General features: G+C 68.0%; 15 protein-coding genes. 2 read left to right on the top strand and 13 right to left on the bottom strand.

Translation table 11 applies throughout. The features are described from left to right. A complete protein-coding gene (gene groES / locus H5393_RS06565; RefSeq protein ID WP_076059623.1) occupies positions 1-297 on the bottom strand; it encodes a co-chaperone GroES in 297 nt (98 codons plus the stop codon). Between the two features lie 377 nt (positions 298-674). Here groES and H5393_RS06570 point away from each other — a divergent pair, with 377 nt between their 5' ends. Together H5393_RS06570 and H5393_RS06575 are read left to right on the top strand one after the other, a co-directional pair. Then, on the top strand, positions 675-1,538 hold the full coding sequence (locus tag H5393_RS06570) for a hypothetical protein (RefSeq protein WP_182765981.1): 864 nt from the start codon (positions 675-677) through the stop codon (positions 1,536-1,538). 222 nt (positions 1,539-1,760) lie between these two features. Further along, positions 1,761-2,960: an MFS transporter gene (locus H5393_RS06575; protein ID WP_182765982.1), complete on the top strand. Its 1,200-nt coding sequence runs from the start codon at positions 1,761-1,763 to the stop codon at positions 2,958-2,960. A gap of 8 nt (positions 2,961-2,968) precedes the next feature. On the opposite strand, the gene H5393_RS06580 is transcribed toward H5393_RS06575, so the two are convergent. The 12 genes from H5393_RS06580 to H5393_RS14520 form a co-directional block, all read right to left on the bottom strand. Beyond that, complete coding sequence (locus H5393_RS06580; RefSeq protein WP_182761903.1) at positions 2,969-3,847, bottom strand: bifunctional 2-polyprenyl-6-hydroxyphenol methylase/3-demethylubiquinol 3-O-methyltransferase UbiG; 879 nt, start codon at positions 3,845-3,847, stop codon at positions 2,969-2,971. 18 nt (positions 3,848-3,865) lie between these two features. After that, complete coding sequence (locus H5393_RS06585) at positions 3,866-4,351, bottom strand: 8-oxo-dGTP diphosphatase (protein ID WP_182765983.1); 486 nt, start codon at positions 4,349-4,351, stop codon at positions 3,866-3,868. Continuing rightward, entirely contained in the window at positions 4,330-5,484 is a 1,155-nt protein-coding gene (locus H5393_RS06590; RefSeq protein WP_220488249.1) for a class I SAM-dependent methyltransferase, read from the bottom strand. The genes H5393_RS06585 and H5393_RS06590 overlap by 22 nt, the downstream gene beginning before the upstream one ends. Further along, positions 5,481-7,229: an ABC transporter ATP-binding protein gene (locus H5393_RS06595; protein WP_182761908.1), complete on the bottom strand. Its 1,749-nt coding sequence runs from the start codon at positions 7,227-7,229 to the stop codon at positions 5,481-5,483. The genes H5393_RS06590 and H5393_RS06595 overlap by 4 nt, the downstream gene beginning before the upstream one ends. A 2-nt stretch (positions 7,230-7,231) precedes the next feature. Then, a complete protein-coding gene (locus H5393_RS06600) occupies positions 7,232-8,206 on the bottom strand; it encodes an ABC transporter permease (RefSeq protein WP_182765984.1) in 975 nt (324 codons plus the stop codon). A 15-nt stretch (positions 8,207-8,221) separates the two neighbouring features. Then, positions 8,222-9,742 (bottom strand): ABC transporter permease, encoded by a 1,521-nt coding sequence (locus H5393_RS06605; protein ID WP_182761911.1) that lies wholly within the window; start codon positions 9,740-9,742, stop codon positions 8,222-8,224. Between the two features lie 169 nt (positions 9,743-9,911). Then, the gene (locus H5393_RS06610) at positions 9,912-11,816 is read right to left on the bottom strand and encodes an ABC transporter family substrate-binding protein (RefSeq protein WP_182765985.1); all 1,905 of its coding nucleotides are present in this window, start codon (positions 11,814-11,816) and stop codon (positions 9,912-9,914) included. Positions 11,817-12,005: 189 nt separating this feature from the next. Then, entirely contained in the window at positions 12,006-13,070 is a 1,065-nt protein-coding gene (gene tsaD / locus H5393_RS06615) for a tRNA (adenosine(37)-N6)-threonylcarbamoyltransferase complex transferase subunit TsaD (RefSeq protein ID WP_182765986.1), read from the bottom strand. Next, entirely contained in the window at positions 13,063-13,551 is a 489-nt protein-coding gene (locus H5393_RS06620; RefSeq protein WP_076059648.1) for an N-acetyltransferase, read from the bottom strand. Before H5393_RS06620 ends, tsaD begins: the two co-directional genes overlap by 8 nt. Then, on the bottom strand, positions 13,548-14,222 hold the full coding sequence (gene tsaB / locus H5393_RS06625; protein WP_182765987.1) for a tRNA (adenosine(37)-N6)-threonylcarbamoyltransferase complex dimerization subunit type 1 TsaB: 675 nt from the start codon (positions 14,220-14,222) through the stop codon (positions 13,548-13,550). Before tsaB ends, H5393_RS06620 begins: the two co-directional genes overlap by 4 nt. Continuing rightward, positions 14,219-15,136 carry a tRNA (adenosine(37)-N6)-threonylcarbamoyltransferase complex ATPase subunit type 1 TsaE gene (gene tsaE / locus H5393_RS06630; RefSeq protein WP_182765988.1) on the bottom strand — a complete coding sequence of 306 codons (918 nt, stop codon included), beginning with the start codon at positions 15,134-15,136 and terminating at the stop codon, positions 14,219-14,221. The genes tsaB and tsaE overlap by 4 nt, the downstream gene beginning before the upstream one ends. Before the next feature lie 19 nt (positions 15,137-15,155). Beyond that, entirely contained in the window at positions 15,156-17,273 is a 2,118-nt protein-coding gene (locus tag H5393_RS14520; protein WP_182765989.1) for a DEAD/DEAH box helicase, read from the bottom strand. Positions 17,274-17,390 lie beyond the last annotated feature (117 nt).

Raw genomic sequence — 17,390 nt, forward strand, 5'->3', positions numbered from 1 at the left:
TTACTTGGAGACGACGGCGAGGATGTCCCGCGCGTTGAGCAGGAGGTATTCGTTGCCGTCGTACTTGACCTCGGTGCCGCCGTACTTCGAGAAGATGACGACGTCGCCCTCAGCGACATCGAGGGGGATGCGGTTGCCCTTGTCATCGATGCGGCCGGGGCCGGTGGCGATGACCTTGCCCTCCTGGGGCTTTTCCTTGGCGGTGTCGGGGATGAAGAGGCCCGACTGGGTCTGCTGGGTGGCCTCGAGGGGCTGGATCAGAATGCGGTCCTCGAGAGGCTTGATCGTGGTTGCCACGTCAAACACCTTCCTTTGTGTCTTCCGGCCGAAACCGGCTGAGATGTCTTCTTCTGTTGGACCCGGGCGTCGTCGCGGTGCCGCCTAGGCAGTTAGCACCCGAGGGTGTCGAGTGCCAGTCCCCAAACTATCGCGGCTTTAGCACTCAATCAAGCCGAGTGCCAAGACCGATGTGCCCGGCACACCCCCTCGCGGAACCCCGGCGCGGACTCTGCCTGAGCTTGGGTCCCGCCGTGAGCAATTGGATGGGGTCATGGCGGCGACACGCCGACAGAAGGCACCAAACGGCCCGCGACCCTATCCAATTGCTCACGGAGTTATCCACAAGCTGCAGAATCGCCCTTCCGTTAGCCCCTCGCGGCGGTGAGCATCGAGTCATGAGCGGTCTGACAGAGTTCCTCCCCGACGGCGTGATGAGCGCCCGACTCGCGCCTGAGCGAGCGCGCTCCCTGAACGCCCATGCCTTCCGGCAGCGACTCGAGCGGGTCTTGCCAGGGGTGTACGCCCTACCCCACGTGGCGTCGTCGCCGGAAGGCAGGCTCAGGGCGGTCGGCGCCTACGGCACGGACCTTGTAGTCACGAGGCACGCGGCTGCAGCACTGACCTGGTGGGAGGACCTGGCACTTCCGGAGACGTGGGAGTTGGCATGCCCGCGACCGATCTCACCCGGGTACGGGATGGCCGTGGAACAACGGGTGATCCCCGTGCAACTCACCACGCGCCTGGCTGGAGCCGCCATCACCGTGCCAGAACTGACCGTGTTGGATCTCATCCCGGACCTCGACGACGCTGTCGTCTACGAGGCGCTGCGTCGGAAGAAGGTGACCATCGGAACACTTCAGCGGGCACTCCGACTGACACCCAAGAGGCGCGGCAACAAGCGCCGCCGCGACATCCTCAAAGCCTGCGAGCAGCAACCCTGGTCCTTCCTCGAGAAGGAAGGACACGGGATCCTGCGTGGACACGACATCACCGGCTGGGTCGCCAACTACCGCATAAGCATCCAGGGGGTCACGTACTACCTCGACGCAGCCTTCCGAAGAGAGAAGGTCGCCGTCGAGTTCGACGGATTTGCCTACCACTCGAGCGCGGAGTCCTTCCATGGGGACCGGGACCGGGACGCCGACCTGGCGAGCATCGGGTGGCTGCCTGTGCACTTCACCGACAAGACGATCGGCCGGGTGGGCACGCTGCTGCCCCAGATCCTCGCGGAGCGGCGCGCACTTCTCAGTCTCGGGTAGGTGGTCGCCGTCCCAGTGCGTGAGCAATTGGATGGGGTCACAGACGCGACACGCCGACAGAAGGCATCAAACAGACCGTGACCCTATCCAATTGCTCACGACAGGCTTCGAGGTGTGCGCCTACCTGGGCATCCTCAAGGACGGTCAGGCGTAGCAGCTGGCCGCCGTCGGGACGGACGCCTGAGCAACCGCGCACCCCGAGTGCTCGCTACCATCGGGCGCATGACAACCGTCCGGACGATCCCCTTGGTGGACCGCAAAGCACGCTTCGCGGTCAACGCCATGTTCTTCACCAACGGCGCGATCGTGGCCAACGTGCTGCCCCGCTACCCCGAGATCAAGGCGGCGCTGGGCCTGGGCAACACTGTCTACGGCTTCGCGGTGGCCGCCATGCCGGTGGGAGCCATCGTGGCCGGCCTGACGGCTGCCTGGTTCATCCGACGGTTCACCTCCGCCCGCGTGGCGACCTACGGCACCATGCTCGCGAGCCTCTTCGTGCTGGCCGCCGGGGTGTCGCCGTCGCTGGCGCTGTTCGCCGGGGCGCTGTTCGCCGTCGGCGCAGCTGACGCCATCATCGACGTGGCCCAGAACGCGCACGGGCTGCGCGTGCAGCGGCGCTACGGCTCGTCGATCATCAACTCGTTCCACGCCTTCTGGTCCATGGGTGCCGTGGCGGGCGGGCTGATGGCCGCAGCCGCGATCGCGCTGCAGCTCCCGCTCGGGGTGCACCTGAGCATCTCAGCGGTGCTCTTCACCGTCGTCGCTGTCGTGGCGCAGCGCAACGCTCTGCCCGGTCACGACGGCGACGAGCGCGCCGTCGCCAACCCCCATGAGGTCGCCGACAAGGTCCGACGCGGCATCAGCCCCCGCATCATCGCGCTGCTGGCCGCTCTGTCGCTGATCTCGATCTCCGGCAGCGTCGTCGAAGACCTCGGCAACTCGTGGGCCACCCTGTACCTCCAGACGCTGGGCGCCCCGGCCGCTCTCGCCGCCTTCGGTTTCGTGTCGCTGGTGGGCGCCCAGTTCGTGGGCCGGATCCTGGGCGATCGCATGGTCGACCACTGGGGTGAGCGCGCCGTCGCCCGCTTCGGCGGCGTGCTGATCGCCGTGGGCATGGGCCTCGCCCTCGCCTGGCCGAGCGTGCCCGGCACGGTGCTGGGCTTCGCCGCGGCCGGCTTCGGCTGCGCCACCTTCGTGCCCGCCGCCATGCACGCCGGAGACAATCTGCCGGGACTGCGGGCCGGCACGGGGCTCACGATCGTCTCGTGGCTGCTTCGCGTGGGCTTCCTGGTGTCGCCGCCCATCGTGGGCGCGGTGGCGGACAACGTCTCACTGCGGATGGGCCTCCTGATCGTCCCGGTGGCAGGCATCTTCGTGGTGTTCCTGTCAGCGGTGCTGCAGGGGCGCAAGCTCGCGCCCTGACCCCCGGGCTACCTGCGCGCCGTGATGGTGTACGTCAACGGCACCAGGAACCGCTGGTGTTCGGGCAGCTCGTACGAGCCACCGTCCGCGGTCAGCGTCATCTGCGGCAAGGCGTCCCACGGGAGGGTCCGTCCCTCGTCCATCCCCGTGATGGTCAGCCCGGCCCCGATGAGGGCGCTGACGATCTCCGAGAGGGAATGCGGCCAGTCATAGGTGCGCACGTTGGTGAGCTTGTCGTCGCTGCCATAGGTGTCCTCGTCGTCCCACACCTCGGAGGTGCCGTCGGCCATGCCGCGGTACCGGACGACGAGTTCGCCGTCGGTGCGTTCGTCGTCCAGGGAGAACATGACGGGGTGCCCGTCGCGGATGTAGAACGTGCCGCCGGGCCGCAGGAGCTTGGCTATGCCGGCCGCCCAGGCGTCGAGGTCGCGGAACCACGTCACGGTGCCGATGGAGGTGTAGATGACGTCGAAGCTGCCCGGCACGTTGTCGCCGGCGTGCTGCACGTCGGTCTCGATGAAGGTGCCCGGAGCGCCGGAGGCGGCGAAGAGCCGACGTGCCGCCTCGAGGCTGGCCGGTGAGAAGTCCGCGCCCGTGACGCGAGCGCCCAGCCGAGCCAGTGACAGGGTGTCCGTGCCGATGTGGCACTGGAGGTGCAGCAGGTCGAGGCCCTCGAGCGGCCTGGCGGCCAGCGGGTCACGGCCGAGGGCCCGCGCCAGGGGTGCGCGGTCGTCGGTCACCACGCTGGAGATCTGTTCGGGGTCTTCGGCGTAGCGAGACACCTCGTAGGAGCCGGCCTCGTGGAGCGTGGCCCGCTCGTCCCAGTTCGCGCGGTTGGCCTCGCGGACATCGTCGTCCGTCACCTGCTGGTCGCCGAGTTTGCCCATGGCGGTGAGCTTAGGCGCTCATCGGGCGACGCGCGACACCTTCCAGCCGACGCTGTGCCCACCGTCGTAGGGGATGACGCCGTGGAACTGGGGCCCGTCGTCGAAGACGAGCGGGAGGAAATGGCGGTCACCGTCCCACATGGGCAGCTCCATCATGGTGGCCACGTCGTGCCAGCCCAGGTCTCCCTCGACGTTGCTGTCCGGGATGCTTCCGGTGAAACCGGTGATGAGGAAGACGAAGCCGAACACGTCGCGGCCGTTGAAGCCCGGCCACGCCACCGTGCCGCGCAGTTCCATCTCCGTGACCTCGATGTTGGCCTCTTCCCGCAACTCGCGGCGCATCGCCTCTGCGACGTCCTCGCCGCGCTCCACCTTGCCACCCAGGCCGTTGTACTTGCCCAGTTGCTCGTCGTGCGAGCGGGCCACCCGGTGGCAGAGCAGCACCCGCGTGCGGTCTGGCGACGTGATGTAGCCGAGGGTGGTCAGTTCGGGCGCGAAGGGCATGGCTTGACGGTACCAAGGGCGCGGCGGCAGATGAGGGCCCGCGTACCCCGCACGGTGCGGGCCAACACGATCGTCGCGGCGTTGGGCCCCTTGGGCTTCAACTGCCGGCGGAGTGCGGCCGGATCGATCTCCAGCCCGCGCTTCTTGATCTCCAGGGTCCCGACGGAGTTGTCGCGCACCCATGCGCGCAAACCCTTGAGGTCATAGGGCAGGTCCTCTAGCACCTCGAAATCCGTGGCGAACGGCGAGGAGACGGGCTCATCGGACGACAGGTAGGCGATGTGCGCATCGAGCAGCCACAGGTCGCGCTCCGGCTCGATCGCATCCAGCAGGCCCGCCCGGATCACCGCGCCGTCGGGCTCGATCAGGTAGCGGCCCACGGGCCGCACGTCCAGCGGACGGCGCCCGGCCGGGCCCAGTTCGTCCTGCGCCGACGCCAACACCACCGCCTGCGGCCCCTCGGGCAGTCCGCTCCACAGCGAGGCCTCCACGACGTCCCCGTGGTGGCTCACGAAGCACGCCTGGACGTCGCCCGGGATCAGTTCCTTGGGCACTCCCGGGCCGAGCTTCACGCAGGCGAACCGCTCCCCCGCCAGGTGCGCGAGCACGAACTCCCACGACGGCGCGAAATCGGCGACATTCCAGGTTCGGCCCCGCGCGGTTCGCCGGGCCGGGTCGAGGAACACTGCGGCCTCCGCAGGCACGTCGACGTCCTCAGCGGCAGCGACGGTGACCTCGCCGCCGCCCACCAGATCGAGGTTGTGCCGGGCCACGGCCGCGGTCTCGCGGTCCAACTCCACGGCGACGACGCGCAGGCCTGCGGCCGCGAACGCCATCGCGTCCGCACCGATGCCGCAGCCCAGGTCCCAGACCTCCGTGACGCCGGCGGCCAGGAACCGCTGGGCCCTCCAGCGCGCGACTGGTTCGCGGGAGGCCTGCTCCAGCCCGGCCGGAGTGAACAACATCTCCGACGCGCGGGTGAACTTCGCCACTCCCTTGCGCCGGAGCGCCGCCTGGGTCAGCGCCCAGGCGACCTCGTCGGCCGTGAAGCGCGCCCGAAGCCGCTCCCCCGCCTTCAGGGACGAGGGATCCGCTTCGAGCATCGCCGCCTCGAGTGCGGCCGTGCGCGTCACTTCTCGAAGTCGAGTTCCCGGGCGTCGAACTCCACGATCTCGTCGCCGAGTTCCTTCAGCAATGCGTGGCGGGCGGCGCGACGCTCGCGCTGTTCGATGGGGTCCGGAACGGGCGCGGCGGCGAGGAGTCGCTTGGTGTACTCCTCCCGCGGGTTCAGCAGCACCTGCTCGCGGCTCCCGGCCTCGACGATCTTGCCGTACTGCATCACGACGACGCGGTGCGCCAGCGAGTCGATGACGGCGAGGTCGTGCGAGATGAACAGACACGCGAAGCCGAATTCCTTCTGCAGCGTGGTGAACATCGCCAGCACCGAGGCCTGCACCGACACGTCGAGCGCCGAGGTGGGCTCGTCCGCGATCAGGAGGTCCGGGTTCAGAGCCAGGGCGCGGGCGATGGACACGCGTTGGCGCTGACCGCCGGAGAGCTCGTGCGGGTAGCGGTTGAACGCGGAGCGCGGCAGCTGGACGGCCTCCAGCAGCTCGTGCACGCGGTTCTCGCGCGACTTGCGGTCGCCCACCTTGTGCACCTCGAGCGGCTCGGAGATCACATCGCCGACGGGGAACCGGGGATTGAGGGAAGCGGCCGGGTCCTGGAAGATGACACCGATCCGCTTGCGGAGCCGGCGCAGTTCCTTACCGCGCATGGAGAGGAGGTCCTCGCCCAGCACCTGCACCTCGCCCGAATGGGACGGGATGAGCCCCAGCAGCGCCCGGCCGATCGTCGACTTACCGGAGCCGGATTCGCCCACCAGCCCGACGATCTCGCCGCGGCGCACGTCGAACGACACGTCGTCGACGGCGCGGAACGGCTTCTTGCCCGCGCGGTGGTACTCGACGACGAGGTTGCGCACGTCGAGGGCCGCCTCAGCCTCCTCCGCGACCGGGTTGGGCGCCTCGCCGAACTGGCCGGGGCCGTCGCCCAGGTGCGGCACGGCCGCCAGCAGCCTCTTGGTGTACGGGTGTTGCGGGTTGAGGAGCACCTGCTCGACGGGGCCCCGCTCCACGATGTTGCCCTTGAACATCACGGCCACGTTGTCGGCCATGTCCGCCACGACGCCCATGTTGTGCGTGATGAGCAGGATGCCGGTGTTGAGCTTGTCCTTCAGCGAGCGCAGCAGGTCGAGGATCTCGGCCTGCACCGTCACGTCGAGGGCCGTGGTGGGTTCGTCGGCGACGATGACCTCGGGGTCACACGCCAGCGCCATGGCGATCACGACGCGCTGGCGCATACCGCCTGAGAGCTCATGGGGGAACTGGTTCACGCGCCGCTCGGCGCCGGGGATGCCGACGGCCTTGAGCAGGTCGATGGCCCGGTTCCACGCCTGGCGCCCGTAGGCGACACCGTGCACCTCCATCGACTCGATGAGCTGGTCACCGATCTTGATGACGGGGTTGAGCGCCGTCATGGGCTCCTGGAACACCATCGCGACGCTCTTGCCGCGCACCTTGCGCAGCTCGCGGGGGCTGAGGTGGTTGATGGTCTTGTCGCCGACGCGGGTCTCGCCCTGGATGCGGGCGGTCTTCGGAAGCAGGCCGAGCGCAGTCGTCGCGGACACGGACTTGCCGGAGCCGGACTCGCCGACCAGCGCCATCACTTCGCCGGGCTCCACCGAGAGGGTGAGGCCCTTGACGGCGTGGACGGTGCCGAACTCGGTGCGGAACCGCACGTCGAGTTCGTCGAACTTCAGCACCGGGTTCTCCCCGGTGAACCGCGGGCCGGTGTACTGGTTGTCAGTTGTCGTCATGATCAGTCCATCTGCTGGCGGGGATCGAAGGCATCGCGCAGGCCGTCACCGATGAAGTTGACGCACAGGGCGATGATGAGGATGAAGATGCCGGGCCACCAGAACAGCCACGGCCGCGTGGTCAGGGCATTCTGGAACTCGCTGACCAGCAGACCGAGCGAGGTGTTGGGCGCCTTGACGCCGAACCCGAGGAACGACAGCGCCGTCTCCAGCAGGATCGCCGACGAGATGAGCAGGGTTGCGTTGACGACGATGGTGCCCAGCGCGTTGGGGAGGATGTGGCGCACGATGATGCGCGGCGCGGACGTGCCGACGGCGCGGGCGGCCGCCACGAACTCGCGCTCGCGCAGCGACAGCACCTCACCGCGCACCAGGCGCGCGAGGCCGGTCCAGGAGACCAGTCCCAGCACCAGTGCCAGCAGGGGAATGCTCGATCCGGCCATCCGGCCCAGCACCGCGGCGAGCACCAGGGTGGGGATGATGATGAACAGGTCGGTGACGCGCATGAGCAGGCTTTCGGCGAAGCCGCGGTAGTAGCCGGCGATGGCGCCGATGCTGGTGCCGATGAAGGTGGCCAGCAGGCCCACCATGAAGGCGATGAACAGCGACTGCTGGGCGCCCTTCATGACCAGCGCGAAGTAGTCCTTGCCGATGGTGTTCTGCCCGAACGGGTGCTCACCGATCTGGAAGGGCCACAACTGCAGCGTCGGCTGGCCGCTGTTGACCGGCGGGTAGGCGTTGATGAAGTCCTTGTCCCACCATCCGGGCAGGGGCCCCACGCCGATGGACGTGAACGCCAACAGGATGAGGAGGATCAGGACGGTCAGGGCGACCATGGCGCCCTTGTGCCTGAAGAAGCGCCTGCGGACCAACTGGCCCTGCGAGTACGACTTCGTGTTGCTGGTTTCGACGTCGTCCTCGATGGAGAAGGCGTCGCCCTCGATCTGCAGAGGGGTGCGGTTCGGATCCTGAGTCATGATTCGTCAATCTCCTTAGCGCGCGATCCGCGGGTCGAGGAAGGCATAGGCAATGTCCGCCAGCATGTTCATCAACACGGCTGCCGTGCCGGTGACCAGGAAGAAGGCCATGACGGGTGCCGGGTCAACCTGGTTGAGACCGACGTTGAACAACTGGCCCATGCCCTGCCAGCCGAACACCGTCTCCGTGATGACCGCACCGCCGATCAGGCCGGCGAAGTCGAACGCGACGATGGTGGCGAGCGGGATCAGCGAGTTGCGGAACGCGTGGCGGGTGATCACCTTGCGCTCCGAGATGCCCTTGGAACGGGCGGTGCGGATGTAGTCCTGGTTGAGCACGTCCAGCATCGACGCGCGGGTGTACCGGGTGTAGGCCGCGATCGAGATCAGGGTCAGCACCACCGTCGGCAGCGCGATGTGCGTCAGAGAGTCGATGGCGTGGTTCCAGAACGTCGAATCGTAGTTGGGGGTCTCCGAGCCGATGGTGGGCACGGGCCGCGGGATCTCCTTGAGGTACTTGGACCAGTTGCTCAGCAACAGGTCTCCGGCCGCCACCAGCGTGGCGATCAGGGACCAGATGAAGGAGGAGATCATCGCCTGCTTGCGGGAGAAGCCTCCCCAGAACCAGCCGCTGATCAGTGCGATGGCCACGGCGCCGAGGAAGCACAGCGCCAACAGCAGCCAGGAGGGGTTGGTCATGAGGGTGCCGCGCATCAGCGCGTAGCCGATGATCCCCGCCACTGCGGTGGTGGCCACGGCGTTGCGGACGTTCTTGTTCGCGAAACCGGAGGTCATGCCGACGATCAGGGCGGCCAGCGCCAGCGCGACGATGGCGAAGATGGGCAGGCCGATCGAGGGCCGGCGGAACCAGGTGACGGCGTCGAAATAGAACAGTGCGCCGGCGAAGACGACGAAAGCGACAGCGAAGTTGATGAGCCGACGCTTCCATTCACCGCCGATGGCGGCCATCAGAACGAATGCCAGTAACGCCGCGATGATCACTATTGACTGTGGACTGAAGCTGGCCTCTTTTATCCAGTTGTTGAACTCGATTGCGGCGTAATGCTTGAGCAGCACGGCGAACCAGAAGACCGGCAGGGAGAAGAACACAAAGGCCATGAAGGTGACGGCGTAGTCGAAGCCCGAGTACTGCCGGATGGCGGTCACGATACCCAGCGTCACACCGATGATGATGGCGAGGATGGTGGCGAAGACGACGAGGCGCAGCGTCGAGCCTGCCGCCGTGACGACCATGGCATTGACCGACTGGCCCTTGCGGTCCAGCCCGAGATCACACTGGCCCACGAGACACTTGGACGCTCCCGACAGCCAGTCCCAGTAGCGCTCGTACCAGGGTTGGTTCAACCCCATGTAGTTGATGCGCTGCGCGATGAGGTTGGCGCGGTTGGGGGCGTTGGATTCACGTAGGTCTTCGAGCGGGTCGCCGGAGTTGATCGTCAACACGAACAGCAACAGCGAGCCGAGCAGCAGAACGAGGACGGAGATCCCCAAGCGCTTGGCGATGTATCTGATCACAGGTATGCGTTCCTTACAGGTTTCTCGAGCTGAACCCGCGCTTGTCCAACTCTGGCGCTGGCTGAGTCTACGCCACTTGGCATGGTTGGCAACGAAAGGGGGGCAGGTGACTTCGGGAAGTCACCTGCCCCCTATTCGGTTTCAGCGGCTAGGCACTGACCTCAGGAGGTCAGCTGTTCAGCCACTGCGGCGCGTTCCAGGAAACCTGGTCCTGCGTCGAGGTGGCGCGAACGTTCTGCAGCCCTGCGTCGTAGGCAGCGATGCCGGGGTGGGCGTACAGCGGGATGCCGTACAGCGTGTCCCAGAGAGCCGTCTCGATCTTCTCGATGGCAGCGAGCTGCTCTTCGCGGTCCAGCGTCTTGGTCAGCTCGGCCCATGCGGCGTCGACGTCCTCGTTGCTGTACTCGCCGTAGTTCTGGCCCTTGCCCGTGGCGTAGATGTTCTCGCCCGAGGTGATCTGGCCGGAACCGGCCCACGCGAACAGAGCGACTTCGTAGTCACCGTTGGGCAGCGCGACCTCGAAGAAGTCAGCCGCGTTGGTGTCGATGATGTTGAAGCCGGCCTGGTCACACGAGGCCTTGATCGCGGCAACCGTGTCGGTACGACGCTGGTTACCGGCGCGGTAGCCGATCCGCACGTCCACCGGAGCGGTGACGCCGGCAGCTGCCAGGAGTTCCTTCGACTTCTCGATGTCGACGGTGTCGTACTCGCCACCGTAGGAAGCGTCAACGACACCCTGGTACTCGTCCTGGAACGGGAAGACCTCGCGGGCGTTCATGAGAACAGTGTCGGGGCTGATCGGCTTGATCAGCTGGTCGACGATCTGCTGACGCGGGACGCAGTAGGCGAAGGCCTGACGCAGCTCGAGACCACCGTTGGCATCAGCGAAGGCGCTGGTGTCGCGGAAGTTGAAGTCGAGGTGCTCCCAGGTGAGGGAGGAGTACTTGTCCACCTTGACGGCGTCGCCGATGGCGTCGAGTTGGCCGACGAGGTCGACGGTGCCCTGGGGCTGGATGACCTGAACGTCACCGTTCTGCAGCGACTGCACCTGCTGGGCGTCGTCGATGAAGCGGAAGATGAGGTTCTTCGTGGCGGCGGGAGTACCCCAGTACTCTTCGTTCGCCTCGAGCGTCAGCGACTGACCAGCGGTCCAGCCGCCTTCCTTCAGCTTGTACGGGCCGGAGGAGGGGACGTCAGCCAGGTCTGCCGGGAGTTCGCCCGGGTTGTAGGCCCAGCCGGTGTTCCAGAATTCGGCGGCCTTCTTGACGGTCTCGGCATCGCGGTCGAGGACGGCCTGGGCCAGCGCCTCGGGGGTGAGGCCGGACTTCTCAGCGATGACGTGCGCCGGCAGCGCCGAGCCCACGGTCAGCTTGTAGTCGGGGTAGGGGTTGGTGTACTTGACCGTGAAGGTCTTCGAACCGACCTCGCCCTGCGGGCCCTCGGGCACGTACTGGGCGAAGGAGCTGGAGACGTGCTCGAACACGACCGGGGCGTCGGGGTTCTCGCCGCTGGCGTAGCCGGGGACGAGGAACTCGGGGTTCTGGGCGGCCCAGTCCATCAGGTAGTCGTTGATGGTGACCGGGGTGCCGTCAGACCACACCGCGTCATCGTTGATCGTGTACTCGATCTCCAGCGGATCCTCGGACAGCACCTCGTACGAGCCGAAGTCCTTGTTGTCACAGATGGTGCCATCGGTGCCGAAGTAGATGAAGCTCGAGAACATGTGTGCGGCAACGGCCGAGTTGTACGTCGAGTACGTCTTGTAGGTGATGGAGTTGTAACCGCTCCAGTCGCCGGGGCCTGCGGTGTAGCGGACCTCGCCGTCCTGGGTTTCGGTGATGCCGACGTCCTGCAGGCAGGCCGCGGGGTTCTCACCCTCGGACGCCGAGGGGTCCGTGGACGCCGAGGGATCGGCGCTGGCGGTGTCTTCAGTACCGGGGCTTTCCGAACCCGTGGCCGCGGTGGTTTCGCTGGCCGGCGGGGTTTCGGTCTCGTCGGGGCTGGTGCAAGCGCTCAGCAGCAGCGCGCCGCTGAGCATCACTGCCAGCGAGGCGGATGTTCGCCTGAACTTCATTGATTCTCCTTGTCGTAGGACGACACTCGTGGGCCCCACGCAGTGGGCCCAACTTAGTGTTGGCGACCTTATCGACAATTAAGTGCGTCGTGGAAGAATCACAGGTTCTTTGACACCAGATCGTTACCTTGTTGCGTCTTTGACCCCGCCGTGCTACTCCGGCGCCATTTGAACGAACACATCCGATCCTCAGACGGAGATGGTCCCGACGGGGAGGCCGGAGAGTGCAGAGATGTCCAGACCCGACGGTGCGATGCCCGCCCGGATGACCTCGCTGGCCACGGCCGCGATCATCGCGCCGTTGTCGGTGCAGAGGGCCGGCCGGGGCCGACGCAGTTCGATGCCGGCGGCGTTGGCGCGCTCTTCGAGCAGCGTGCGCAGGCGCGAGTTGGCCGCCACTCCCCCGCCCAGCAGGATCGTGTCCACGCCGTACTCCTGCGCCGCGGCGACCGCCTTGGCCGTGAGCACGTCGCACACCGCTTCCTGGAACGAGGCGGCGACGTCTGCGACGGGGATCTCCTCACCGTCGAGGCGCCGCTGCTCCACCCAGCGGGCCACTGCGGTCTTGAGGCCCGAGAACGAGAAGTCGTAGCGGTGCTTCTCCAGGTCGTGCCGCGCCGTGAGGCCGCGCGGGAAGCGGATGGCCTTGGGGTCACCCTCCTGCGCGAGTTTGTCGATGACCGGACCGCCCGGATAGGACAGGCCGAGGATGCGGGCCACCTTGTCGTAGGCCTCACCGGCCGCGTCGTCGATGGTGGCGCCGATCTCCGTGATCTTCGTGGCGATGTCCTCGACATGCAGCAGCGACGTGTGCCCGCCGGAGACCAGCAGCGCGACGGCGGGCGTGGGGAGTTGGCCGTGATCCAGCAGGTCGACGGCGACGTGGCCGACGAGGTGGTTGACGCCGTAGAGCGGCTTGCCGAGGTAGGCGGCGAGCGCCTTGGCGGACGCCAGCCCGACGACCAGGGCGCCCATCAGGCCCGGGCCTGCGGTGACGGCGATCGCGTCGACGTCGGCGAGCTTGATCCCCGCCTTCTCGGCGGCGCGCTCGATGGTGGGGATCAGCGCCGACAGGTGCGCGCGGCTCGCGACCTCGGGGACGACGCCGCCGAAGCGGACGTGCAGGTCCACCGAACTGGCGACCTCGTTGGCAAGCAGCGTGCGGCCGCGGACGATGCCGACGCCGGTCTCGTCACAGGACGACTCGAGGCCAAGCACCAGCGGGCCCTGAGCGTCGTCGAGGGGTTCAGTCATCGAGTGCCTCCATGTCCCACATGCCGACGGAATCCGCGTCGACGCCTTCCAGTTGCCGCTCCAGGACGAGCGCGTCGCGGTCCGGCGCGTAGTATCCGCGGCGGACGGCCACCTGCCGGAACCCGTAGCCGCGGTACAGGGCGATGGCCGGTACGTTGGTGTGGTCGACCTCCAGCAGCATGCGGCTGGCGCCCTGGGCGATGGCCCACTGCAGGCCGGCGACGAGCATGACGCGGGCGAAGCCGAGCCGCCGCTCTTCCGGTGCCACCACGATGCGGTGCAGGTCGACCACCTCGTCCACGTGCTGGAAACAGGCGACCCCGATGACGTTGCCCGCCGTCTTCCGGGCGATCAGCACGAGCCGGCCGAGGCCGACGAGTTCGTCGTGCCAGGACTGTTCTGACCAGACGCGTCGTTCGAAGTGGTCTTCGAGCCCGAGGATCGCGGGGAGGTCGTCGAGCGTGGCGATGTCGACGTTCATCGGCGCGCTCGCAGGCGCGGAAGCGCAGACTTGGGCTTGCCCGGCACCGTCGCGTCGGCCGGGCGCAGGTAGTAGGGCTCGTCCCCGGCAGGGGCAAGGGTGGCCCAGCGCGCCGCGAGGACAGCCGGGTCCAGCGCCTGCGGGCCCTGGATGTCGAGGAACTCGTGGTACTCCACGGGGACCGCGCCCGCCACCGGCAGTGCGGGAAGTTCCGTGGGGGCGCTCACCTGAGGCTCGCCGGTGCGATTGCCGTCCGCGTCGTAGGTGGCCCAGTACAACTCCTTGCGCCGGGCGTCGGCGGCGACGATGAAGCCTCCCCCGAGGCGGCCGTCAACGGCCGGCGAGCGGTCCGCGGTTTCAACCCACTGACGTGCGACGACATCGAGCGAACACACCCCGTGCACCGGCTTGTTGCCGGCCAGGGCCAGGGTCCAGGCGGTGGCGATGCCCACCCGGAGCCCCGTGAAGGGCCCGGGGCCCATCCCGACGGCGAACTCGTCCACTTCGGTCAGCGCGATGCCGGCCTGCGCACAGACCTCCAGTACCGACGGCATGAGGGCCTCGGCATGCGCACGGGTGTCGTCGACGATCACCCTCGCGACGGGTGCACCGTCGCGGGCGATGCCCACGGCCACCACGTGGCTCGTGTCGATTCCCACGGTCCAGGTCATAGCTGCTCCCTGAGCGGTTCCAGGGCCCCGGCCCAGCGCGGGCCGATGCCGGTGAGGTGGACGGTGCGCTGGTCCGAGTTGAGACCGCGCTCGATGTCGATCTCGAGGCGGGAATCGGCCAGCCATTCGGCCAGGCCCGAGCCCCATTCGACGATGGTGACGGCCTCGGAGAGCGACGCGTCGAGGTCGATGTCGGCGAGCTCGGCGGACCCCCCCAGCCGGTACGCATCGACATGCACCAGGGCCGGGCCCTCACCCGGATGCGGATGGACGCGCGAGATCACGAAAGTGGGAGAGATGATCGGGCCGGTGACGCCCAGGCCCTCTCCGATGCCCTGCGTGAGCGTCGTCTTGCCGGCGCCGAGGTCGCCGGTGGCGACGATGACGTCGCCCTTGCGTAGCAGCCCCGCCAGCCTGCGGCCGAGCGAGCGCATGTCTTCTGCCGTGGGCACGTCGATGATCACCGGCAGGTCGCGGCCCATCGTGTGGCCGTTGGGCACGCCGCCCAGCACCTCGAAGCCATGGTCCCGCCACCACTGGACGATCTCCGGGAACTCCTGGCGCGCCACCAGTTCGACGCGACGGGCGCCCAGATCGACGGCGAGCGTCAGGGCGCTCTGCACCAGCATGCGCGCCAGCCCCTTGCCGGCCCATGCGGGCAGCACGGAGACCCGGCGCAACGTCGCCACGTCGCCGTCGAGCTCGATGAGCAGGCCGGCGACAAGGTGACCCTCATTCACCAGCACGACGCCGGAGCCGACGGTGAGCGCATGCTCGATGTCGGCTACGGCGTCTGTGAGGGCCTCTGCGGGTGGGTCCACCGGGCGGCGGGCCGAGAATGCTGCGCGGATGACCTGCAGCAGTTCGGCGGCGTCGGCCGGTTCGGCCACCCGCACTTCGAGATCAGATGTCATAGCGGGGAAATAGTACGCCTCACCAACGGTTGCGGCTACGGCCTCCGCTGCGGTACCCACCGCGGCCACCGCCACGCGGGCCGTCGGGGCGACGACGCGGCTGCTGCTTCGGCGCGATGAGCGCCAGGTAATCGGATTCCTGGATCGCCACACCGCTGACGGGGCGGGCGCCGGTGGCCTCGCGGAGTTCGGGCGAACCCGGCTCCACGGTCAGACCCTCGGCCTGCACACCGGCCTGGCTCAGCAGACGCTGGGCCACCTTGCGCTGGTGGGGCAGCACGATCGTCGCGACGACGCCCTCGTTACCGGCGCGGGCGGTACGCCCGGCGCGGTGGAGGTAGTCCTTCGAGTCGTGCGGCGGATCCACCTGCAGCACGAGCGACACATCGTCGACGTGGATGCCACGGGCCGCGACATCGGTGGCGACCAGGACCGGCACGAGGCCTTCCCGGAACGCCGCCAGGATGCGGGCGCGGGCGCCCTGGGTGAGACCGCCGTGCAGCGAGCCGGCCATGACACCCGCGTCGCGGAGCTGGGCGGCGATACGGTCCGTGCCCATCTGCGTACGGGCGAACAGCACGGTGCGGCCGTCACGGTTGGCGATCTCCGCGGTGACCTGGTTCTTGTGGTGCGGGCGAACCAGCATGGGGCGGTGCACCATGGTGCTGACCGACGCCTTCTCGGAGTCCACCTCGTGGGTGACCGGGTTGGACAGGTACTTGCGCACCAGCGAACCGACGGCGTTGTCCAGGGTGGCGGAGAACAGCAGACGCTGGCCGCCTTCCGGGGTGGCGTCGAGGATGGTGCGGACCTCGGTGAGGAAGCCCATGTCCGCCATGTGGTCTGCCTCGTCGAGGACGGTGACCTGGACCTGGCTGAGGTCTGCGGCGCCCTGCTCGATGAGGTCGATGAGGCGGCCGGGGGTGGCCACGACGACGTCGACGCCGCGGGCGAAGGCCTTCAGCTGCGGCGCGTAGCTCATGCCACCGGTGATCAGCGTGAGGTCGATGCCGACCTTGGACGCCAAGGGCGACAGGACGTCGGCGATCTGCAGCGCGAGTTCACGGGTGGGCGTCAGGATGATGGCGCGCGGGGAACCGACGGGGGTACCGGCCGCGAGGCGGCTCAGCATCGGCAGGCCGAAGGCGAGCGTCTTGCCGGAGCCGGTACGGCCACGGCCGAGCACGTCGCGGCCGGCGATCGCGTCGGCGATGGTCGCCTGCTGGATCGGGAACGGCTCGGTGATGCCCTGCGCGGCCAGCACGCGGACGAGCTGCTCGTGCACACCCAACTCGAGGAAGCCGGACGAGATCTCGCCCTGCACACCCTCGGCCGTGGTGGCTTCCCAGCTCATCTGGTCCGCCTCGGCCTCGAACTCTTCAAGGCTGGGGCGCTCCGGACGGTCGAAGCCGTTGCGGCGATCGCGGTCGAACGGGCGGCGACGCTCCTCGTGGCCGCGCGGCTCGTGCGTGTGGCGCTGCTCGAACGGCTTGCGGGCCGGACGCTCGCCCCACGAGTCGCTACGGCGTTCGCGGCGATCCGGGCCGGCGCCGAAGCGGTCGTCGCGGTCGAAGCGGGGACGACGGTCGTCGCGGTTGAAACGGTCGTCGCGGTTGACACGGTCGTTGCGGCCGCGGTCGTCGCGGTCGTCACGACGGGGACGGTCATCGCGCTGGAAGGACGGACGGCGATCGTCGCGCTCGAAGCGGGGACGCCGGTCGTCACGGTCGAAGCGGGGGGCGCGGTCGTCGCGATCGTCACGACGGGGACGGTCATCGCGCTGGAACGACGGACGGCGATCGTCGCGCTCGGAACGGTCGTCCCGACGACGGTCGTCGCGCTCAAAAGGGGGGCGACGGTCGTCACGGTCATCGCGGCGGGGACGGTCGCCCCAGTTGCTGGCGGGACGCGAGGAGGTGGGACGGGTGTCGCGACGGGTCTCGTCGTTGCCCTGGTTCTCGCGGTTCTCTGAACCCGGCTCGCGGTCTGCGAACTGGAGCGCGCGGCGCTGCTTGCGGTTCAGAGGTGCGGAATCATCGCGACGGTCGGTGCGGCCGACGCCGCGACGCTGAGGATTGAGGCCCTTGGTGGCGCGCTTGTCAGCGGACCACCGAGCCTTACGGTTCGGTGAAGTCATTGTGTTGTTGCCCTTCGAGGGGTATGCGCTCAGGGAATAGGTCCACCTGAGACTGGACTGCCCGCTCAAATAGGAAATTTGACGCTTGGGCGTCAAGTTGGCGCGATTGGGCGCCGC

This window comes from Tessaracoccus sp. MC1756 (assembly GCF_014164735.1).
Taxonomy (GTDB): domain Bacteria; phylum Actinomycetota; class Actinomycetes; order Propionibacteriales; family Propionibacteriaceae; genus Arachnia.

Excerpts from the sequence above, each read along its gene's own strand:
- H5393_RS06570 (WP_182765981.1), top strand. The coding sequence starts at position 675 with ATGAGCGGTCTGACAGAGTTCCTCCCCGACGGCGTGATGAGCGCCCGA.
- H5393_RS06575 (WP_182765982.1), top strand. The coding sequence starts at position 1,761 with ATGACAACCGTCCGGACGATCCCCTTGGTGGACCGCAAAGCACGCTTC.
- H5393_RS06580 (WP_182761903.1), bottom strand. The coding sequence starts at position 3,847 with ATGGGCAAACTCGGCGACCAGCAGGTGACGGACGACGATGTCCGCGAG.
- H5393_RS06585 (WP_182765983.1), bottom strand. The coding sequence starts at position 4,351 with ATGCCCTTCGCGCCCGAACTGACCACCCTCGGCTACATCACGTCGCCA.
- H5393_RS06595 (WP_182761908.1), bottom strand. The coding sequence starts at position 7,229 with ATGACGACAACTGACAACCAGTACACCGGCCCGCGGTTCACCGGGGAG.
- H5393_RS06600 (WP_182765984.1), bottom strand. The coding sequence starts at position 8,206 with ATGACTCAGGATCCGAACCGCACCCCTCTGCAGATCGAGGGCGACGCC.
- H5393_RS06610 (WP_182765985.1), bottom strand. The coding sequence starts at position 11,816 with ATGAAGTTCAGGCGAACATCCGCCTCGCTGGCAGTGATGCTCAGCGGC.
- tsaD (WP_182765986.1), bottom strand. The coding sequence starts at position 13,070 with ATGACTGAACCCCTCGACGACGCTCAGGGCCCGCTGGTGCTTGGCCTC.
- H5393_RS06620 (WP_076059648.1), bottom strand. The coding sequence starts at position 13,551 with ATGAACGTCGACATCGCCACGCTCGACGACCTCCCCGCGATCCTCGGG.
- tsaB (WP_182765987.1), bottom strand. The coding sequence starts at position 14,222 with ATGACCTGGACCGTGGGAATCGACACGAGCCACGTGGTGGCCGTGGGC.
- tsaE (WP_182765988.1), bottom strand. The coding sequence starts at position 15,136 with ATGACATCTGATCTCGAAGTGCGGGTGGCCGAACCGGCCGACGCCGCC.
- H5393_RS14520 (WP_182765989.1), bottom strand. The coding sequence starts at position 17,273 with ATGACTTCACCGAACCGTAAGGCTCGGTGGTCCGCTGACAAGCGCGCC.